19 protein-coding genes and 2 pseudogenes are annotated in these 18,125 nt (G+C 59.4%); 5 read left to right on the top strand and 16 right to left on the bottom strand.

Annotated features, from left to right (window positions below):
• Positions 1 to 216 precede the first annotated feature (216 nt).
• Genes AABM54_RS25890 through exbB form a run of 3 tightly spaced genes read right to left on the bottom strand, consistent with a single transcriptional unit; the run spans position 217 to position 2,385 of the window.
• On the bottom strand, positions 217 to 966 hold the full coding sequence (locus tag AABM54_RS25890) for an energy transducer TonB (protein ID WP_347902720.1): 750 nt from the start codon (positions 964 to 966) through the stop codon (positions 217 to 219).
• Positions 963 to 1,385 carry a TonB system transport protein ExbD gene (exbD, locus tag AABM54_RS25885; protein WP_347906299.1) on the bottom strand — a complete coding sequence of 141 codons (423 nt, stop codon included), beginning with the start codon at positions 1,383 to 1,385 and terminating at the stop codon, positions 963 to 965. The genes AABM54_RS25890 and exbD overlap by 4 nt, the downstream gene beginning before the upstream one ends.
• 13 nt (positions 1,386 to 1,398) lie before the next feature.
• On the bottom strand, positions 1,399 to 2,385 hold the full coding sequence (gene exbB, locus AABM54_RS25880) for a tonB-system energizer ExbB (protein ID WP_347902719.1): 987 nt from the start codon (positions 2,383 to 2,385) through the stop codon (positions 1,399 to 1,401).
• A gap of 189 nt (positions 2,386 to 2,574) precedes the next feature.
• On the opposite strand from exbB, the gene AABM54_RS25875 reads away from it, so the two are divergent.
• Positions 2,575 to 3,432 (top strand): SDR family oxidoreductase, encoded by an 858-nt coding sequence (locus AABM54_RS25875; RefSeq protein ID WP_347902718.1) that lies wholly within the window; start codon positions 2,575 to 2,577, stop codon positions 3,430 to 3,432.
• A 51-nt stretch (positions 3,433 to 3,483) separates the two neighbouring features.
• On the opposite strand, the gene AABM54_RS25870 is transcribed toward AABM54_RS25875, so the two are convergent.
• The 7 genes and pseudogenes from AABM54_RS25870 to AABM54_RS25840 all read right to left on the bottom strand — a co-directional run bounded on the left by AABM54_RS25870 (position 3,484) and on the right by AABM54_RS25840 (position 9,589).
• On the bottom strand, positions 3,484 to 4,206 hold the full coding sequence (locus tag AABM54_RS25870; RefSeq protein ID WP_347902717.1) for a hypothetical protein: 723 nt from the start codon (positions 4,204 to 4,206) through the stop codon (positions 3,484 to 3,486).
• Between the two features lie 76 nt (positions 4,207 to 4,282).
• The gene (locus AABM54_RS25865) at positions 4,283 to 5,023 is read right to left on the bottom strand and encodes a hypothetical protein (RefSeq protein ID WP_347902716.1); all 741 of its coding nucleotides are present in this window, start codon (positions 5,021 to 5,023) and stop codon (positions 4,283 to 4,285) included.
• 55 nt (positions 5,024 to 5,078) lie between these two features.
• On the bottom strand, positions 5,079 to 5,459 hold the full coding sequence (locus AABM54_RS25860) for a RidA family protein (protein WP_003229509.1): 381 nt from the start codon (positions 5,457 to 5,459) through the stop codon (positions 5,079 to 5,081).
• Positions 5,460 to 5,497: 38 nt separating this feature from the next.
• Positions 5,498 to 7,603 carry a bifunctional GTP diphosphokinase/guanosine-3',5'-bis pyrophosphate 3'-pyrophosphohydrolase gene (gene spoT, locus AABM54_RS25855; RefSeq protein ID WP_347902715.1) on the bottom strand — a complete coding sequence of 702 codons (2,106 nt, stop codon included), beginning with the start codon at positions 7,601 to 7,603 and terminating at the stop codon, positions 5,498 to 5,500.
• A 57-nt stretch (positions 7,604 to 7,660) separates the two neighbouring features.
• Entirely contained in the window at positions 7,661 to 7,924 is a 264-nt protein-coding gene (gene rpoZ / locus AABM54_RS25850; RefSeq protein ID WP_003176920.1) for a DNA-directed RNA polymerase subunit omega, read from the bottom strand.
• Between the two features lie 167 nt (positions 7,925 to 8,091).
• Complete coding sequence (gmk, locus tag AABM54_RS25845) at positions 8,092 to 8,712, bottom strand: guanylate kinase (protein WP_347902714.1); 621 nt, start codon at positions 8,710 to 8,712, stop codon at positions 8,092 to 8,094.
• A gap of 12 nt (positions 8,713 to 8,724) precedes the next feature.
• A pseudogene (locus AABM54_RS25840) lies at positions 8,725 to 9,589 on the bottom strand (YicC/YloC family endoribonuclease).
• 270 nt (positions 9,590 to 9,859) lie between these two features.
• Here AABM54_RS25840 and rph point away from each other — a divergent pair.
• The 3 genes from rph to gltS all read left to right on the top strand — a co-directional run bounded on the left by rph (position 9,860) and on the right by gltS (position 12,537).
• Positions 9,860 to 10,582, top strand: coding sequence for a ribonuclease PH (gene rph / locus AABM54_RS25835; protein WP_347902713.1), 723 nt, complete (start codon positions 9,860 to 9,862; stop codon positions 10,580 to 10,582).
• A 28-nt stretch (positions 10,583 to 10,610) separates the two neighbouring features.
• Complete coding sequence (locus tag AABM54_RS25830; protein ID WP_347902712.1) at positions 10,611 to 10,979, top strand: DUF4870 domain-containing protein; 369 nt, start codon at positions 10,611 to 10,613, stop codon at positions 10,977 to 10,979.
• Positions 10,980 to 11,331: 352 nt separating this feature from the next.
• A complete protein-coding gene (gltS, locus tag AABM54_RS25825; protein WP_347902711.1) occupies positions 11,332 to 12,537 on the top strand; it encodes a sodium/glutamate symporter in 1,206 nt (401 codons plus the stop codon).
• A 117-nt stretch (positions 12,538 to 12,654) separates the two neighbouring features.
• Here the strand turns inward: gltS and AABM54_RS25820 are convergent, their stop codons facing one another.
• A complete protein-coding gene (locus AABM54_RS25820; protein WP_003195493.1) occupies positions 12,655 to 13,434 on the bottom strand; it encodes an exodeoxyribonuclease III in 780 nt (259 codons plus the stop codon).
• An 82-nt stretch (positions 13,435 to 13,516) separates the two neighbouring features.
• Here AABM54_RS25820 and pyrE point away from each other — a divergent pair, with 82 nt between their 5' ends.
• Positions 13,517 to 14,161: an orotate phosphoribosyltransferase gene (gene pyrE / locus AABM54_RS25815; RefSeq protein WP_347902710.1), complete on the top strand. Its 645-nt coding sequence runs from the start codon at positions 13,517 to 13,519 to the stop codon at positions 14,159 to 14,161.
• Between the two features lie 39 nt (positions 14,162 to 14,200).
• Here pyrE and AABM54_RS25810 read toward each other — a convergent pair whose 3' ends face one another.
• From AABM54_RS25810 to AABM54_RS25790, 5 genes and pseudogenes are all read right to left on the bottom strand, one after another.
• Entirely contained in the window at positions 14,201 to 14,527 is a 327-nt protein-coding gene (locus AABM54_RS25810; protein WP_347902709.1) for a hypothetical protein, read from the bottom strand.
• Between the two features lie 43 nt (positions 14,528 to 14,570).
• Positions 14,571 to 15,143: a hypothetical protein gene (locus AABM54_RS25805; protein WP_347902708.1), complete on the bottom strand. Its 573-nt coding sequence runs from the start codon at positions 15,141 to 15,143 to the stop codon at positions 14,571 to 14,573.
• A gap of 16 nt (positions 15,144 to 15,159) precedes the next feature.
• Entirely contained in the window at positions 15,160 to 15,372 is a 213-nt protein-coding gene (locus AABM54_RS25800) for a hypothetical protein (protein WP_347902707.1), read from the bottom strand.
• A gap of 189 nt (positions 15,373 to 15,561) precedes the next feature.
• Positions 15,562 to 16,467, bottom strand: a complete 906-nt coding sequence (argB, locus tag AABM54_RS25795; protein ID WP_347902706.1) for an acetylglutamate kinase — start codon at positions 16,465 to 16,467, stop codon at positions 15,562 to 15,564.
• A 20-nt stretch (positions 16,468 to 16,487) separates the two neighbouring features.
• Positions 16,488 to 17,846: pseudogene (locus AABM54_RS25790) on the bottom strand (phosphomannomutase/phosphoglucomutase); the annotation flags it as partial.
• Positions 17,847 to 18,125 lie beyond the last annotated feature (279 nt).

Below are 18,125 nucleotides of genomic sequence, written 5' to 3'. Positions count from 1 at the left end.
TGCAGGTTTGCCGTTTCCAGATATGCAGAAGGCACCTTTCGGTGCCTTTCGATGTACACGCTGTACCCGTGGCGAGGGAGCTTGCTCCCGCTCGGCTGCGAAGCAGTCGTAAATCAGCCAGCGCGTTATTGCTGGTGAACCGCGATTGCCGATTTTGGGGCCGCTTCGCGACCCAGCGGGAGCAAGCTCCCTCGCCACAGGTTTGGCGTCCAGCCTTCAGCGTTTGCGTTTTTCCAGTGAGTACACAAACGGTGCAACGATTTCGACCGAGCCATTGGTCAGCATGTCAGCCGGTGGCTTGGGCAATGGCTGGGCGCGGCGGATCATTTCCAGGGTGGCCCGGTCCAGATCAGCGTTGCCGGAGCGGCCTACCAGTTCGTAGGACAGCACCTTGCCTTCAGCGTCGACCACGAAGCGCAGACGGTTCAGGCCTTCCTTGCCGCGTGCCTGAGCGCCCGACGGGTACTTTTTGTACTTGGCCAGGTGCGCCAGCAGCGTGCCTTGCCAGCTTTCCTTGGCCGCATTCTGCGCATGCGATGGCCCAGGGGCCGGTTGCGCGGATTTGTCTGTCGGGGCGTTGGTGGGCTGTGCGTCGCTCGGTTTTTCCTCGGAAGGTTTTTCCTTCGGCGGCTCGGGCTTTTTCTCGACCGGTTTAGGCGGCTGAGGCTTGGGTTTTGGCTTGACCGGTTTGGGCACCGAGATCGTCGGCTTTGGCGCTTCAGCCAGTTTGGGCAACGGCAGTTCTTCTGTCGGAGCCGGTGGTTGAGGCGGCGTTACGACCTTTGGTGGCGCGGGTGGAGGCGGTGCCGGAACCGGCGCCAACTCGATCATCATCGCCATCGGCGGCAACTCGACGGGTGGCGATGACGTCCAGTTGAGCGCGAGCAGAATCGCGATCCCGTGGACGCCCAGCACCACGGCCAGGCTACCGCTGTAACGCGTCAGCTTTTGGCGCGTCGTGATCATTTTTTGGCTGCCGTCTCAAGTCCGACCAGGCCGACTTTCAGGTAACCGGCTGCCCGCAGGGCATCCATCACGTGCATCAGGTCGCCGTAATCCACGCCTTTGTCGGCCTGGAAGAAGATGGTCGTGTCCTTCTTGCCTTGCGTCCGTGCGTCGAGGGTCGCGCCCAGTGTCTCGGCTTTGACTTCGTCTTCGCCCAGGTACAGGCGTTGGTCGGCCTTGACGCTGAGGAACACCGGTTTCTCCGGCCGTGGCTCGGGCTTGGCGGTCGAGGCGGGGAGGTCAACCTTGATGTCCACGGTTGCCAGCGGTGCCGCGACCATGAAGATGATCAGCAGCACCAGCATCACGTCGATGAACGGCGTGACGTTGATTTCGTGGTTCTCGGCCAGATCGTCGTCTGCGCCTTCTTTCAAATGCAGGGCCCATGGCTGATTACCCCACTTTCACCATGTGCGGTTGCGAGGAGCGCTCCGCTGGCAGGTGATCGAGGTCGCGGCTGACCAGCAGCAGGACTTCAGCCGATGCGTCGGAGACCTGCGCCTTGTAACCGGCGATGGAGCGAGCGAAAACGTTGTAAATGACGACGGCCGGAATCGCGGCTACCAGGCCCAGTGCCGTGGCCAGCAAGGCTTCGGCAATGCCGGGCGCTACGACAGCGAGGTTGGTGGTCTGGGTTTTGGCGATGCCGATGAAGCTGTTCATGATGCCCCACACGGTGCCGAACAGGCCGACGAACGGTGCGGTGGAACCGATGGTCGCCAGCACGCCGGTGCCGCTGCTCATGTTGCGACCGCAGGCCGCCACCAGGCGCTCAAGACGGAAGCTGACGCGTTCCTTGATACCTTCTTTCTCGCGGCTGTTGGCCGACAGACGCATTTCTTCCAGCGCATCGTGGACCAGCAGGTTGGCGAGAGTGCCTTCCTTGGTCGCGGACTCGCTCGCTTCCTTGAGGGTACGGGCCTTTTTCAGGTGGGCGATTTCAACGCGCAGACGGCGCTTGGCGCCGAGGACTTCAAAGCCCTTGGCGATCCAGATGGTCCAGGTGATGATCGAGGCGATGGCCAGGCCGATCATCACGATTTTCACGATGATGTCGGCGTTCTGGTACATGCCCCACGGCGACAGGTCATGGGCCATGCCCAGGGTGTTGTCGGCTTCGAGCACTTCAGGTTCGTCAGCAGCCGGGACACCTTCTGCCAGCGTCGCGTCGGTGGCGACTGGCGCGGCTACAGGTGTTGCGTGATCGGCAGGCGCGGCGGCGGGAGCAGTGGCCGCCGGTGCGGTGACGGGTGCCTGAGCATCGGCGAACGCGGCGGTCGGCGCCAGCAGCAGGCTGAACAGCAGCGCGGCAACGGCGCCCAGGGCGCGTGCTGGACGGGCAGGATTGGTTGGCGAAGCGGAGAGAGGAATGCGTGTCATGCTGGCCGGACCTGAGAGAAAAAGAGGGTTGATGTCCTTTCAGGCCTCGTGGGGCCGAGAACAAAACAGGCGGGCATTATTGCAAGTAATTCTTGTTAACAGAAGTAATAGAGTCTCTTTTTTTCTTTGATTGCTAGCCGCTCGTCCACTGCCAAGGCTAGTCTGTGCCTTTCTGATGGGAGATTTCTGATGTCTGCGCCTTCTGTTTTGATCGCCGGTTGTGGTGATGTCGGTAGCCGTCTGGCCACACAATTGCTGGTCGAGGGTTGGGAGGTTCACGGCCTGCGGCGTGACATCTCGCGCCTGCCCGGGGGCGTTATTGGTGTTGCCGGCGACTTGTTTAATAAGGATTGTCCGGCGACCTGGCCGGTCGGTGCGGTGGATTACCTGGTGTATTGCGCGGCTGCCACCGATCACGATGAAGCTGGTTACCGAGCCGCTTATGTTCAGGGCTTGCAGCATGTACTGGAATGGCTGAACGACTACGGCCAGGAGCCCAAGCGCCTGCTGTTTGTTTCCAGCAGCAGCGTGTACGGCCAGCAGGACGGTGAGTGGGTCGACGAAACCTCGCCGACTGAAGCGGGTGGTTACTCGGGGCGTTTGATGTTGGAGGCCGAACAGATCGCGCTGAACAGCGGGATCCCCGCCAGCCTGGTGCGTCTGACCGGGATCTATGGTCCGGGCCGTGAATGGCTGTTGACTCAGGTGCGTCAAGGCTACCGCGTGGCCATCGATCCGCCGTTGTACGGCAACCGTATTCACGCCGATGATGCGGCCGGTCTGCTGGCCTTTCTGCTCAAGGCCGATCACCAGGGTGCAACGCTGGATGACTGCTATATAGGTGTCGACGATGCACCTGCGCCGTTGGCCGAGGTGGTGGGCTGGTTACGTGAGTACCTGGGTGTCACCGAATGGGCCGCGGACGCGAGCGTACGCCGTGCCGGCAGCAAGCGTTGCAGCAATGCACGAGCCAAGGCGTTGGGCTGGACGCCGCGTTATCCGAGTTTTCGCGAAGGGTATACCGCGATTCTTGAGAGTGCTCGTTGAACTGTTTTTACGCTTGAAGAGAAAGGGGCCTACGGGCTCCTTTGTTCTGTACTACTGCTTTTCCAGCAGCCACTGACGTGGGCCGGGGGCGAACTGAGGGATTTCATCCGCACGTGAGTGATTGATGGCATTCAGGATTTCCAGTTGCTTGCCATTACGCACAAAGATCCACGTGCCTCCCAGGTCTCCAGTCCCTAGAAACAGAGTGTTATTGCCGGCTCCTTGGGAGGCGCAATCACCATCCAGGCACAGTTCGTACCGATCTGTATTCGGCAGCCCTGAAACCCCGCCATCGGCTGAGAACACAACGCTACTGCCGTTTCCCTGACCGTCGATAATTTTCCACTGCCCGCCCATGTAAGCCGAGTTCAGGGCCCTTCTGAAGGTGTTGCTCCATTTTGCCCCCGTTCTGGCGGCCTCGGTGGGGCGACTGAACACCTGTTGGGGGTGATGTTCTTTGGCCAGTTGGGTCAGTTGCTTGCCGTCGAAACGCAGTTCGTCAGCGCCGTAGCCGTTGTAGTCGACGGTCCAGGCGTCGGGGGCCTTTTGCAGCAGTTGGCCTGCGCCCATTTCGAAACCGCTGCTCACTTGTGCCTGGCCGGTGCGAGTGTTGATGTCCCATTCCAGGTTTGAGCCGCGGATGTTGAGAGGTTGGCCCAGGGCTGCCGCATCAATGATTGCCTGATTGATCCAGATACCGCTGATGTCCGCTTCTTGCGAGGTATGAATGCAGCCGCCTAGCAGCAATAGACTCAGGACAAGCAGTTTGCGCATGATCAATCCTTGGGGCAGTAAAGAAACCATGGCGCAGGCTAAAGAAAAAGGAGCCCTTGGGCTCCTTTGTTTTGTGTCACTGCTTTTCCAGTGTCCACTGGCGCGGGCCGGGGGAGAACGAAGGGACTTCGTCTGCCTGGGAGCCGTTGACGGCCTGGAAGATTTCCAGTTCTTTACCGTTGCGGGTAAAGATCCATGGGTTGCCCTGCCCACTCTGTTGCAGCCAGACCGTGTCATGACCACCACTCATGGAGGCGCAATCGCCCGCCAGGCACAGTGCGTATCGGTCCGCGCCGGGCAGGCCCTGAACCGAGCCGTCGGGCTGGAACCGGACAGTGCTGCCAAGGCCTGGGCCGTTGACGACTTTCCAGCTGCCACCCAGGTAAGCGGCGTACAGTGCGCGCTCGAAACTGGCGCCCATCGGTGCGCCTTCGGGGGCGGCGTCTTTGGCGCGGTCAAAAACCTGTTCGGGTTCGTTGTCGTTCGCCGCTTGGCTGAGCTGTTTGCCGTCGCGTTTCAGTTCGCTGGCAGAGCTGCCATAAAACTCGACTTGCCAGGCCCCGGACTTCTCGCCCAGCAGCTTGCCTTCCACATTCTCGAAACCGTTGGTGTAGCGCGCCTGGCCGGCCTTGGTGTTGATGTCCCACTCAAGGTTCGGGCCGTAAGCCTGCAAGGCCTCACGCAAGGGGCCACCCTTTGATGCCGCGTCGATTGCCGCCTGGTTGATCCAGGTGCCGCTGATGTCACGGTCGGCAGGGTCGCTGGCACAGCCACCGAGAAACACCGCGAGCATCGAGAGAGCTAGCGCTTTGCGCATGAGGAAATCCTTTCAGAACGAAGTCGGCGCAGCCTCGCAGGCTGCGCCGCCGGTATTACTCGATGACCAGGATGGCATCCATTTCGACCTGCGAGCCTTTTGGCAGCGCAGCAACGCCGATGGCGGCGCGGGCCGGGTACGGCTGGTCGAAGTATTTGCCCATGATCTCGTTGACCTTGGCGAAGTGGCTCAGGTCGGTGAGGAAGATGTTCAGCTTGACGATGTCCTTGAACGAACCGCCGGCAGCTTCGGCCACGGCTTTCAGGTTTTCGAAGACCTGAACGGTCTGGGCTTCGAAGCCTTCGACCAGTTCCATGGTTTTTGGATCGAGTGGAATTTGACCGGACATGTAGACGGTGTTGCCAGCCTTGATCGCCTGGGAGTAAGTACCGATGGCGGCAGGTGCCTTGTCGCTGGTGATAACAGTCTTGGTCATTTATGACTCCTTGTAATGGGCTGGGCTATGTGGGCGAGCTATGCGCGCATGCGGGTGATGCGGATGACCCCGGTCAGGGCGCGCAGTTTCTTGATCACGCGGGCCAGGTGCACACGGTCGTGCACGCTGACCACCAGTTGGACCACGCTGATACGACCGTCGCGTTCGTCCATGCTGATTTTTTCGATGTTGCCGTCGGCGGCGTTGACGCTGCTGGCCAGCAGGGCAATCAGGCCGCGCTGGTGTTCCAGCTCGACGCGCAGCTCGACGTTGAACTCGCCGGTGACATCCTTGGCCCACGAGAGCTGGATGCATTTTTCCGGGTTGTGGCGGATTTCGCTGATGTTGCGGCAGTTGTCCAGGTGCACGACCATGCCTTTGCCGGCGGACAGGTGCCCGACAATCGGGTCCCCCGGGATCGGTGTGCAGCATTTGGCGTAGCTGAGGACCAGGCCTTCGGTGCCGCGAATCGCCAGCGGGCCTTCCGGGCTTGGCAGTTGCTCGCCTTCGCCGAGCAGGCGACGGGCGACGACGTAGGCCATGCGATTGCCCAGGCCGATGTCTTCGAGCAGGTCTTCGATCAGTTCGAGGCGGTACTCGGTGAGCATCACCTTGATGCGTTCGGCCGGGACATTTTCCAGCGAGCTGTCGAACCCGTTGAGCACCTTGTTCAGCAGGCGTTCGCCCAGGCTGATGGACTCGGAGCGGCGTTGCAGCTTCAGTGCGTGACGAATGTGCGTGCGCGCTTTGCCGGTGACCACGAAGTTGAGCCACGCCGGGTTCGGTCGTGCGCCGGGCGCGCTGACGATCTCGACGGTCGAGCCGCTTTGCAGCGGTTCGGACAGCGGCGCGAGACGGCGATTGATCCGACAGGCGATGCAGCTGTTGCCGACGTCGGTGTGCACCGCGTAAGCGAAGTCGACGGCCGTGGAGCCTTTGGGCAGCTCCATGATCCGGCCTTTGGGCGTAAACACGTAGACCTCGTCCGGGAACAGGTCGATCTTCACGCTTTCGATGAATTCCAGCGAGTTGCCGGCGCGTTGCTGCATTTCCAGCACGCCTTTGACCCATTGGCGGGCGCGGGCGTGAGTGCCTTTTGGCTGTTCGTCGCCGCTGGATTTGTACAGCCAATGGGCGGCGATGCCGTTGTTGGCCATCTCTTCCATTTCACGGGTGCGGATCTGGATCTCGATCGGTACGCCATGCATGCCAAAGAGCGTGGTGTGCAGCGACTGATAGCCGTTGGCCTTGGGGATCGCGATGTAATCCTTGAAGCGCCCCGGCAACGGTTTGTACAAATTATGTACAGCACCCAGCACGCGGTAGCAGGTGTCGACCTTGTCGACGATGATCCGGAACGCGTAGACGTCCATGATCTCGTTGAAGGCCCGACGTTTGCCGCGCATTTTCTTGTAGATGCCGTAGAGGTGTTTCTGGCGACCGCTGACCTCGCCCTGAATGCCATCGATGGCCAGGCAGTGGCTAAGGGATTCTTCGATCTTGTTGACGATTTCCTTGCGGTTGCCCCGGGCGCGCTTGACGGCCTGGTAGATCCGCGCGGAACGCATCGGATGCATGGCCTTGAAGCCCAGGTCTTCGAATTCTATGCGGATGGCGTGCATGCCCAGCCGGTTGGCGATGGGCGCATAGATTTCCAGGGTTTCCTTGGCGATTCGTCGGCGCTTTTCACCGGACAGGACTTCCAGCGTGCGCATGTTGTGCAGGCGGTCGGCCAGTTTGACCAGGATCACGCGAATATCGCGGGCCATGGCCATGGCCATTTTCTGGAAGTTTTCGGCTTGGGCTTCGGCCTTGGTCTCGAAGTTCATCTGGGTCAGTTTGCTGACCCCGTCGACCAGTTCGGCCACGGTTTCGCCGAACTGCGCAGAGAGCGCTTCCTTGGCGATGCCGGTGTCTTCGATCACGTCATGCAGCATCGCAGCCATCAGGCTCTGATGGTCCATGTGCATGTCGGCAAGAATGTTCGCGACCGCTAACGGGTGCGTGACGTACGCCTCGCCGCTGCGGCGGCGCTGGCCGTCGTGGGCTTGTTCGGCGTAGAAATACGCTCGGCGGACCAGGTTGACCTGGTCATTGCCGAGGTAGGTCGATAAGCGATCGGCGAGGGCGTCTATGCTCGGCATGATGACTCCTGCCGATGGCTGTGACCCCGCGCCGTGCTACGTCGACCAAGCATAGGCTTAGACGGCCTCGTTGGACTCGTCCTCGAACGCTGCGAACAGCGGTTCGTCTTCGACGATTTCGGCGTTGGCGATGAACTCGTAGCTCATCAGGCCTTCAGCGATTTCACGCAGGGCCACAACGGTAGGCTTGTCGTTTTCCCACTGAACCAACGGCTCTTTGCCACCAGTGGCGAGTTGACGTGCACGCTTGGTAGAGAGCATGACCAGCTCAAAGCGGTTATCCACGTGTTCTAGGCAGTCTTCAACGGTTACGCGGGCCATGGTATTCCTCGGAGCGAATGCAATATGCGCGCTGCCCGGTTGGGCGAGCGGACTCAACAGTTTAAAAAATCACCAGCGATTAGGGAAGCGCTGATTTTTTGATCAAGCCCTTCAACGCGCTACAAGTGCCAATGTAAGGCCCTTGCAACGGTTTTGGGAAGAGCTGTTTAGCCCAGCAATTCGGCCAAAAGTTTTCCGTTACGCTGCTGCTGACGCTTCTGATGCAGCTGATTGGCACGGAAAATCGCCTGTAAATCGCGCAGTGCGTGGGCGAAATCGTCGTTGATAATCAGATAGTCGTAGTCAACATAGTGGCTCATTTCGCTGACGGCTTCGCGCATCCGGCCTTCGATGACCTCGTCGCTGTCCTGGCCGCGATTGTTCAGGCGCTGATGCAAGGCTTGCAGAGACGGCGGCAGAATGAAGATCGAACGGGCCTGGGGCATCAACTTGCGTACTTGCTCTGCACCCTGCCAGTCAATTTCCAGAATCAGGTCGTGGCCTTCGTCCAGGGTCTGCTGCAAGTGGCTTTGCGAAGTGCCGTAGAGATTGCCGAATACTTCGGCGCGTTCGAGGAAATCGCCATGTTCGATCATCTTCACGAACTCGCTGCGTTCGACGAAGTGATAGTTCACGCCGTTCACTTCACCGGGGCGCATGGCGCGGGTGGTGTGGGAGACCGAGACGCGGATCTCCTGATCAGCGTCGGTCAGGGCCTTGACCAGGCTGCTTTTACCCGCGCCCGAGGGGGCGGAAATGATGTACAGGGTGCCGGTGCTGTGGGTCATGTCGGGTTTGCCTTACTCAATATTCTGCACTTGTTCGCGCATCTGCTCGATCAACACCTTGAGGTTGACCGCAGCCTGGGTGCTGCGCGGGTCGAAGGCTTTGGAGCCCAGTGTATTGGCCTCGCGGTTGAGTTCCTGCATCAGGAAGTCCAGGCGCCGACCGGCAGCGCCGCCGGACGTGAGTACGCGGCGAACTTCGATGATGTGGGTGCTCAGGCGATCCAGTTCTTCGGCGACGTCGCTTTTTTGCGCGAGCATGACCATTTCCTGTTCCAGGCGCTGCGGGTCCAGCTCTGCCTTCATGTCGGCGAAGCGATCAAGGACCTTCTGGCGCTGGGTGGCAAGCATCTGCGGAACCAGTTCGCGCAGGGTCACCACGTCCTCTTCTATAGAGGTCAGGCGTTCGTTGATCAGCCGGGCCAGCTCCGCGCCTTCGCGCTCGCGGCCGGCCTTGAGTTCTTTCAGGCCTTGCGTGAACAGCGCCAAGGCCTCGGCGTTCAGTGCTTGCGGGTCGCTGGCGTCGGCCACCAGAACGCCCGGCCAGGCCAGCACTTCCAGCGGATTCAGGGGCGCTGGGTGCTTGATCAGGCTGGCGACGGTCTCGGCAGCGGCAACCAGTTGCGCGGCGCGCTCGCGGTCGACTTGCAGCGGTTTGCCGGTGGTTTCCTCAGTGAAACGCAAGGTGCATTCCAGTTTGCCGCGCGACAGGCCCCTGGCGCAGTGCTTCGCGCACATTGCCTTCGAGGTCGCGAAAGGACTCTGGCAGGCGCAGGTGCGGTTCCAGGTAGCGGCTGTTGACCGAGCGCAATTCCCAGCTCAGGGTGCCTTGGCTGCCGGCTTTTTCGACGCGGGCGAAGGCGGTCATGCTGTGCACCATGGAGGTACCTCGCGATTCAGGCCTGCGCCAAACCCTGCGGGCTCGACGGACCTGATAGTGATGAATTAAAGCCCACGGGCCGTAAAGGCGCAGGATTGTAACGCAGTGCGACGGATGCTCCCAAACGGCACGTGTGACAAAGCGCAGCAGGTCGTCGCAGAGCGCTGTTCAGAGCCTTCGCTCGTCGCCCGGGGTTTTTAGAAGTGCCCAGGTACGCCCGGGCACCCTATAATGCTCGGCAGATTTCCGTCCTCCGTACAGGTATCCCCTATGAAACGTCCAAGTGGTCGCGCTGCCGATCAGCTCCGCTCGATCCGCATCACCCGCAACTACACCAAACACGCCGAGGGATCTGTACTGGTCGAGTTCGGTGATACCAAGGTGATTTGCACCGTCAGCGTCGAGAACGGCGTACCGCGCTTCCTCAAGGGCCAGGGCCAGGGTTGGTTGACCGCCGAATACGGCATGCTGCCGCGCGCCACCGGCGAGCGTAACCAGCGTGAAGCGAGCCGCGGCAAGCAAGGCGGCCGCACCCTGGAAATCCAGCGCCTGATCGGCCGTTCCCTGCGTGCAGCGCTGGACATGTCCAAGCTGGGCGACGTCACCCTGTACGTCGATTGCGACGTGATCCAGGCCGATGGTGGCACGCGGACCGCTTCGATCACCGGCGCCATGGTTGCGCTGGTCGACGCCTTGAAAGTGATCAAGAAACGTGGCGGCCTGAAAGGTGGCGATCCGCTCAAGCAGATGATTGCTGCGGTGTCCGTGGGCATGTACCAGGGCGAGCCGGTGCTGGACCTGGACTACCTGGAAGACTCGGCTGCCGAGACCGACCTGAACGTGGTAATGACCAGCACCGGTGGTTTCATCGAAGTGCAGGGCACCGCTGAAGGCGCGCCGTTCCAGCCTGAAGAGCTGAGCGCTATGCTGGAGCTGGCGAAGAAAGGCATGAACGAAATCTTCGAGCTGCAACAAGCTGCACTGGCCGATTGATCAGACCGTCCCGCGCAAGGAGGACGCCATGAGTGACAAGCAACTGCCGCTTCCCACGCCGAGCCAAGAGGTTCGTCAGTGGGCAATGTTTTGTCACCTGTCCGCCTTGCTGGGGATCTGGATTCCGTTCGGTACGCTGATCGGTCCGCTGATTCTCTGGCAGATGAAGCGCGAGATGGATCCGTTTATCGATGATCAGGGCAAGGAGGCGCTGAACTTTCAGATCACCGTCGCCATTGCCTCTGCCATCTGTTTTCTGCTGATAGCGGTGATCATCGGGTTCTTCCTGCTCGGTCTGCTCGCAATCGGTGCGCTGGTGTTGACGATCATTGCCGGGGTGAAAGCCAATGAAGGGATGCCATACAGGTATCCATTCACCTGGCGGTTGATCAAGTAACGATCACCACTATTCCTTGTGGGAGCCACGACCAACGAGGTTGTGTGACATGGCAGTTCGTCATGTTTTAAAACAAATGCCCTGACTTGTCGGGGCATTTGTATTTTTGAAGTTGGATAATCGAGATCGTACTTACACTTCCAGACACAACTGCAATGCCTATGTCCTTGGCAATGAGACTTGGCGGTTGATAAAGTTGCCCCAAGTAATATTCATCAAGAAATATTTCGATATATTCAGACCATTGAAGGTCATTGAATCTAAACCAGTCAGTGTTGAGACAATCAACCTGTTCAAGAGGCGTGTCCAGGTAAAAAGTTCGCCCCTGAATATATATCCAAGAATAATACCAATGGTTCAGCTCGATTTTTATGGAACGCTTGTGGCCGCCTCTTTAGTGCTGTTACTGGGGCGCGGACTTGTTACGCGTATCGGTTTTTTGCGCGCCTACAATATCCCTGAGCCTGTAGCAGGCGGCCTGGTGGTTGCCCTGCTTCTCTTGGCTTTGCGGGGTCTTGAAGTTGAAGTCCGGTTTGACACCTCACTGCAGACTCCCTTGATGTTGGCGTTTTTCGCCACCATTGGCTTGAGTGCAGACTTCGCCAGCCTGAAGAAAGGCGGGCGCGTAGTGGGGATTTTTCTACTGGCGGTCACCACGCTCTTGGTGGTCCAGAATGCCATGGGCATCGGGCTCGCAAAAGCGTTGGGGCTCGATCCTTTGATGGGTCTGCTGACAGGCTCGATTACCTTGGCGGGCGGTCACGGTACAGGCGCTGCATGGGGAGCGACGTTCAGTGAGAAGTTCGGTCTGGCCTCGGCCTCTGAGCTTGCGATGGCCTCTGCGACGTTTGGCCTGGTGTTGGGTGGCTTGATTGGTGGCCCGGTCGCTCGTCTGCTGATCAAGCGTGTTCAGGTCCCCGGCCTCAAGGAAGAAAAGCCACGGCTGCCAAAGGGTTTTGAGCAGCCGAACAAAGAGCGCTCGATCACGCCATTTTCGTTTATCGAGACGCTTGCTCTGATCGCGGTCAGCTTACTGGCAGGCTCTCTCCTGAATGGTCTGCTCCAGGGGACCGCATTCGAGTTGCCGACGTTCGTGTGCGTCTTGTTCGTGGGTGTGGTTTTACGCAACGGGCTTTCAGCGCTTGGCTTGTATCAGGTGTTTGAGCGTGAGGTCTCCGTATTGGGGAATGTCAGCTTGTCGCTGTTTCTGGCGATCGCTTTGATGTCGCTCAAACTGTGGGATCTGGCTTCACTGGCGTTGCCGTTTTTCATCATCCTGGTTGCGCAAACGTTGGTCATGGCACTGTTTGCGATTTTCGTGACTTTCAGACTCATGGGCAGTAACTACGATGCGGCAGTTCTGGCGGCAGGACACTGCGGTTTTGGACTGGGCGCCACGCCAACGGCCATCGCTAACATGCAAGCGGTGACACAGCGCTACGGGCCTTCGCAAATAGCGTTTCTAGTGGTGCCAATGGTGGGGGCTTTCTTCATCGACATCATTAATGTCATCGTGATCAAGTTGTACCTGGCGCTGCCGTTTTTTGCCGCTGTCTGAAGTTCAGCTCACGTCCAGCGAGGGCGGGAGCCGCGCGCTCTGAGAGCGGTTTTCACCTTACGCTGGCGCACAAGAAAAATGCCCGTATCTTGCGATACGGGCATTTTCTTTAAACGCTTAGATGGTCAGCGTCCAGTCGTAGTCGACGATCAGCGGCGCGTGCTGCGAGAAGCGCGGCTGGCGAGGCAGGCGTGCGCTACGAACGAAGCGGCGCAGGCCTGGGGTCAGCAACTGGTAGTCGAAACGCCAGCCCAGGTTGAGCATCTCGGCCTGTTCGTTGTCTGGCCACCAGCTGTACTGGTCGCCTTCACGGCTGACTTCGCGCAGGGCGTCGACATAGCCCATGTTGCCGACAATCTCGTCCATCCAGGCGCGCTCTGGCGCCAGGAATCCCGGGGATTGCTGGCTGTCGCGCCAGTTCTTGATATCGAGCTTCTGTTGCGCTACGTACAGCGAGCCACAATAAATGTACTCGCGACGTTTGCGCCGCTGTTTATCCAGATAACGGGCGAAGTCGTCCATTAGCTTGAACTTCTGGTTCAAGTCTTCATCGCCGTTCTGCCCCGAAGGAAGCAGCAAGGTCGCGATGCTGACCTTGTCGAAATCGGCTTGCAGGTAGCGCCCGTAGCGGTCGGCCGTCTCGAAGCCGAGACCGCTGATGACGGCCTTCGGCTGCAACCGCGAATACAAAGCCACGCCACCTTGGGTGGGAACTTCGGCATCGCAGGCATAAAGGAAGTAGCCATCCAGTTGGAAGGCTGGATCGTCCAGTTCAAAGGCGGAGGCGCGGGTGTCCTGCAGGCAGATGACGTCGGCATTCTGTGCTTGCAGCCAACTGAGCAAACCGCGCTCGACTGCCGCCTGAATACCATTGACGTTCACACTGATGATCCGCATAAATGGCCCCAAAAATCGCGTGCGTGTATGATACACGGCGTCTACCTAATTAGCTAAATCCGTGGTATTTGGGGTTTTTTTCATGCAAGCGTATCAGCGCGACTTCATTCGTTTTGCCATCGATCGCGGCGTTTTGCGCTTCGGTGAGTTCACCCTGAAGTCCGGGCGCACCAGTCCTTACTTCTTCAATGCGGGCCTGTTCAACTCGGGCTCGGCGCTGGCGCAGCTGGGGCGTTTCTACGCGGCAGCCATCGTCGAGAGCGGCATTCCCTTCGACGTGCTGTTCGGCCCGGCCTACAAAGGCATTCCGTTGGCGGCGACCACCGCCGTGGCGTTGGCTGAACACCATGACCGTGACCTGCCTTGGTGCTTCAACCGCAAGGAAGCCAAGGCCCATGGCGAAGGCGGCAGCCTGGTTGGCGCACCGCTGACCGGCGAAGTGCTGATCATCGACGACGTGATCACCGCGGGCACCGCCATTCGTGAAGTGATGCAGATCATCGCTTCCCAGGACGGCGCCAAGGCGGCGGGCGTGTTGATCGCGCTGAACCGTCAGGAGCGCGGCAATGGCGAGCTATCGGCGATCCAGGAAGTCGAGCGCGACTTCGGTATCCCGGTGGTCAGCATTGTTTCGCTGACTCAGGTCCTGCAATTTCTGGCCGACGACCCCGAACTCAAGCAGCACCTGCCGGCGGTTGAAGCCTACCGCGCGCAATACGGCATCTGAATCAAAGGCCCTGTTCTCACAGGGCCTTTTCTTTTGTGTTCAAGCCAGTTTTCTCCATTTGGCGGCCAGTCGAGCCGTCAGCCATCCGAAATGCACCGCAAATAAAATCAGTGTGCACGTCAGCATGACGTACAGCGTCTGTGTCACATCGAAATCCCAGAGATCGAAGCTGCTGCCGTGAACAATGCGCAGCGCGCCGGGCAGGTTGACGTAAAACAGTGCCGTGAATGCCGTCAGAAAAGGCAACGCAATCGAGAACAGCGCGCTGCGTGCCTTTTCCCGGCTGCGTTTTCGAGCTTGAAGGCCTGTCACGTACTCATCCAGTTCCAGCGCTTCATGCAGCCTGGGCCACGCCAGGTTGAACATGAAGGTGGTCAGTGTCAGCAGCAGCCCGCTGGTCGCGACCATGTCACTGAACGGCATTGAGCCCCAGCGTCGCGCACAGCAGATTGTGGGAGTCTTCGCTGATTTCAAATTGCCCGGCGCTGCCTTTACGCTTGGTGATGGGTTTGAAGGTCGGCTCATTCTGGGTAATCAGCATGTTCAGTTCGTCGCGGATGACGTCCGAATGAATGACCACCAGATAGACCGTCTGTGCATGCTCCGCCGACTGGATCACCGCACTCATGCTGTGGCGCAGAATTTCATCGAGCTGGTTCCTGAAGCGTGAAACCGTGTTTTTCAACAAGGTTTTGCTCTGGCTCTGGGTGAGCTGGAAAATAGTCGATATCTGCGACTCGGTGGGCAATGTTTGCCCGAAATAGCTCTGGATCAAGTACAGCAGTCGATCCTGCTTCGCCTCGTCGGCACGGCTGGGCATCCCGCCCTCCACCAGCATTTTCAGGTATTCGGTCAGGCTGGCCTTGGCGATTCTCTCCAGTGCGTGGGCAATTTCGTGATCGTCGATACGAAGGGTCTTTTTGATCGGTTCTTTTTGTTCCTGGTTGAAGGCCTGGGCATCAATCGTGAAGGAAATCTGCATGGACGGCGCCCCGCGGTTATCGGGTGGGTTTGTTTGGGTAGGGGTCTTTCACGGCGTCGCCCTGGCCGGTGAGGATCTTCCAGCCATGGCGGGTGTGCGGGGTCGACTTGAACGCCGGGCAGGGCGGCATCGAGGTTTTGGCCTGGTTGGAGTAATGATGACCGCAGTCCACGCACTCGTAAGTGCCTGCTGAAACATCGCTGCCGTAGGGGACGTAGTCTTTTTGCATGAGGAATCTCCTGTGGGTTTCAGGTCGATCCTATGAGGATTGCCGGGCTCGCGATGTCAGGCATTTCCGTTGCTCGTGCAGGACGGTTCTGTGCTTTTCGCATTCGGCAGGAGGAAAACTACAGGGGGAAACGAACATCGCCCGCCAGGTCGGGAACCTGGCGGGCGATGTTCAGTGTGGCGGGTGAGATCAGTGAGGCTTGTGGTTGCTGATCAGGGTGCCCACGCCGGTGTCGGTGAAGATTTCCAGCAGCACCGCGTTCGGCACGCGACCGTCGATGATGTGCGAGGTGGTCACGCCGCCTTGTACCGCTTCCAGTGCGCAGCGGATCTTGGGCAGCATGCCGCCGTAAATGGTGCCGTCAGCAATCAGTTCGTCGACCTGCGCGGTGGTCAGGCCCGTCAGGACCTTGCCCGACTTGTCCATCAAACCGGCAATGTTGGTCAGCAGCATCAGCTTCTCGGCTTTCAGCGCTTCGGCCACCTTGCCGGCCACCAGGTCGGCGTTGATGTTGTATGACTCGCCGTTGGCACCAACGCCGATAGGCGCGATCACCGGGATGAAGTCACCTTTGACCAGCATGTTCAGCAGGTCGGTATTGATCCCGACCACTTCGCCCACATGGCCGATGTCGATGATTTCCGGGGTGGTCATCTCGGGTGTCTGACGGGTGACGGTGAGCTTCTTCGCACGAATCAGCTCCGCGTCCTTGCCGGTCAGGCCGATGGCGCTGCCGCCGTGGCGGTTGATCAGGTTGACGATGTCCTTGTTTACCTGGCCACCGAGGACCATTTCCACCACGTCCATGGTTTGTGCGTCAGTGACACGCATGCCATCGATGAAGTGGCTTTCGATCGACAGTCGCTTGAGCAGGTCACCGATTTGCGGGCCGCCACCGTGTACCACCACCGGGTTGATCCCGACAGCTTTCATCAGCACGATGTCGCGGGCGAAGCCGGTTTTCAGCTCGTCGCTTTCCATGGCGTTGCCGCCGTATTTGATGACCAGCGTTTTGCCGACAAAACGTCGGATGTAGGGCAGTGCTTCGGACAAAACCTTGGCTACGTTGGAGGCGGCATCGCGTTCGAGGGTCATTAGGGCTCCGGTGGATCAGATCAAAACGGTAGTTGGAGATCAGGTGCAACACGTTTCAGTTGGGCGTGGAACACATCCTTGATGCGCTGCAGTTGGGCCTCGTTGTCAGCCTCGAAGCGCAGCACCAGCACCGGTGTGGTGTTGGAGGCGCGAACCAGGCCCCAGCCTTCGGCGTAGTCGACGCGCACACCGTCAATGGTGGTCAGGTCGGCGCCTTGGCCCCACTGCGCGTCGTGCAGTGCATCAATGATGCTGAATTTGCTCTCTTCGGTCACATGGATATTGATTTCAGGCGTAGAAATATCGTTCGGGAAGGTTGCGAACAACGCTTCGCAGCTGGATTTCTCCTGGCTGAGGATCTCCAGCAGACGAGCGGCGCTGTAAATACCGTCGTCGAAACCGAACCAGCGCTCCTTGAAGAAGATGTGCCCGCTCATTTCCCCCGCGAGCAGGGCGCCGGTTTGTTTCATCTTCTTCTTGATCAACGAGTGACCAGTTTTCCACATTAGTGGACGGCCGCCATATTCCTTGATCAGCGGGGTCAGGCGGCGGGTGCATTTGACGTCGAAGATGATTTCTGCGTCCGGGTTGCGCGCCACCACATCCTTGGCGAACAGCATCAGCAGGCGGTCCGGGAAGACGATGCTGCCGGTGTTGGTCACCACGCCCACGCGGTCGCCGTCGCCGTCGAAGGCCAGGCCGAGGTCGGCGTTGGTTTCCTTGACCTTGGCGATCAGGTCCACCAGGTTCTCGGGCTTGCCAGGGTCCGGGTGGTGATTGGGGAAGTTGCCATCGACTTCGCAAAACAGCGGGATGACTTCGCAGTTCAGCGCGGCGATCAGTTGGGGGGCGATCACGCCGGCCGCGCCATTACCGCAATCGACCACCACTTTCAGGCGGCGGGCGAGTTTGATGTCCTGAACGATTTCGGTGGTGTAGCGATCGAGGATCTCGACCTTGGTGATGCTGCCCTTGCCGCTGCTCAGGTTGTTGGTTTTCAGGCGTTCATGCAGCGCCAGGATCTGTTCATTGGCCAGGGTGTCGCCGGCAATGACGATTTTGAAACCGTTGTAGTTCGACGGGTTATGGCTGCCGGTGAGCATCACCCCGGACTTGCCGGCCAGGACGTTGGCGGCGTAGTAGAGCGCGGGGGTCGGCACCAGGCCGACATCGCTGACGTGGCAGCCGGCGTCGTAAAGCCCCTGAATCAGTTGTTCGACCAGTTCCGGGCCGGACAGGCGGCCGTCACGGCCAACAGAAATGTTCGGCTCGTGCTGGGCGAGGGTTTCGGCGCCAATGGCGCGACCGATCCAGTAAGCGGTTTCAGCGGTCAGCGTTTCCGGGACCACGCCACGAATGTCGTAGGCGCGAAAGATGCTGTCGGGGAATCGGGGTGCGACTTTGGCGGCGTTGCTCATGACTGAGAGTGCTCCATCTGAAAGGGTGCTGGACGGACCGGCGAATGGCTCGTCGGCAGGCTCAAACTGAAGGGTATGACGGTGTTTTCGACAGAGAGTTCGTGGTGTGCAAAGGCCATGACCGCGGCATCGGCGCGCATTTGGTCCGCCAATCCCTTGATATTCAGTGGTAAACCTTCCAGATGACGACTGTGCAATTTCGAGCATATAGAGCGCTTGTGGTGAGGGAGCTTGCTCGCG

The organism is Pseudomonas purpurea (assembly GCF_039908635.1).
Taxonomy (GTDB): Bacteria; Pseudomonadota; Gammaproteobacteria; order Pseudomonadales; family Pseudomonadaceae; genus Aquipseudomonas; species Aquipseudomonas purpurea.
Note: the sequence above shows the minus strand (reverse complement) of the source record. Positions and strands in the feature narration are given on the sequence as shown.

Coding starts and splice junctions, on each gene's coding strand:
- AABM54_RS25890 (WP_347902720.1), bottom strand. CDS start 966: ATGATCACGACGCGCCAAAAGCTGACGCGTTACAGCGGTAGCCTGGCC.
- exbB (WP_347902719.1), bottom strand. CDS start 2,385: ATGACACGCATTCCTCTCTCCGCTTCGCCAACCAATCCTGCCCGTCCA.
- AABM54_RS25875 (WP_347902718.1), top strand. CDS start 2,575: ATGTCTGCGCCTTCTGTTTTGATCGCCGGTTGTGGTGATGTCGGTAGC.
- AABM54_RS25870 (WP_347902717.1), bottom strand. CDS start 4,206: ATGCGCAAACTGCTTGTCCTGAGTCTATTGCTGCTAGGCGGCTGCATT.
- AABM54_RS25865 (WP_347902716.1), bottom strand. CDS start 5,023: ATGCGCAAAGCGCTAGCTCTCTCGATGCTCGCGGTGTTTCTCGGTGGC.
- AABM54_RS25860 (WP_003229509.1), bottom strand. CDS start 5,459: ATGACCAAGACTGTTATCACCAGCGACAAGGCACCTGCCGCCATCGGT.
- spoT (WP_347902715.1), bottom strand. CDS start 7,603: ATGCCGAGCATAGACGCCCTCGCCGATCGCTTATCGACCTACCTCGGC.
- rpoZ (WP_003176920.1), bottom strand. CDS start 7,924: ATGGCCCGCGTAACCGTTGAAGACTGCCTAGAACACGTGGATAACCGC.
- gmk (WP_347902714.1), bottom strand. CDS start 8,712: ATGACCCACAGCACCGGCACCCTGTACATCATTTCCGCCCCCTCGGGC.
- rph (WP_347902713.1), top strand. CDS start 9,860: ATGAAACGTCCAAGTGGTCGCGCTGCCGATCAGCTCCGCTCGATCCGC.
- AABM54_RS25830 (WP_347902712.1), top strand. CDS start 10,611: ATGAGTGACAAGCAACTGCCGCTTCCCACGCCGAGCCAAGAGGTTCGT.
- gltS (WP_347902711.1), top strand. CDS start 11,332: ATGGTTCAGCTCGATTTTTATGGAACGCTTGTGGCCGCCTCTTTAGTG.
- AABM54_RS25820 (WP_003195493.1), bottom strand. CDS start 13,434: ATGCGGATCATCAGTGTGAACGTCAATGGTATTCAGGCGGCAGTCGAG.
- pyrE (WP_347902710.1), top strand. CDS start 13,517: ATGCAAGCGTATCAGCGCGACTTCATTCGTTTTGCCATCGATCGCGGC.
- AABM54_RS25810 (WP_347902709.1), bottom strand. CDS start 14,527: ATGTTCAACCTGGCGTGGCCCAGGCTGCATGAAGCGCTGGAACTGGAT.
- AABM54_RS25805 (WP_347902708.1), bottom strand. CDS start 15,143: ATGCAGATTTCCTTCACGATTGATGCCCAGGCCTTCAACCAGGAACAA.
- AABM54_RS25800 (WP_347902707.1), bottom strand. CDS start 15,372: ATGCAAAAAGACTACGTCCCCTACGGCAGCGATGTTTCAGCAGGCACT.
- argB (WP_347902706.1), bottom strand. CDS start 16,467: ATGACCCTCGAACGCGATGCCGCCTCCAACGTAGCCAAGGTTTTGTCC.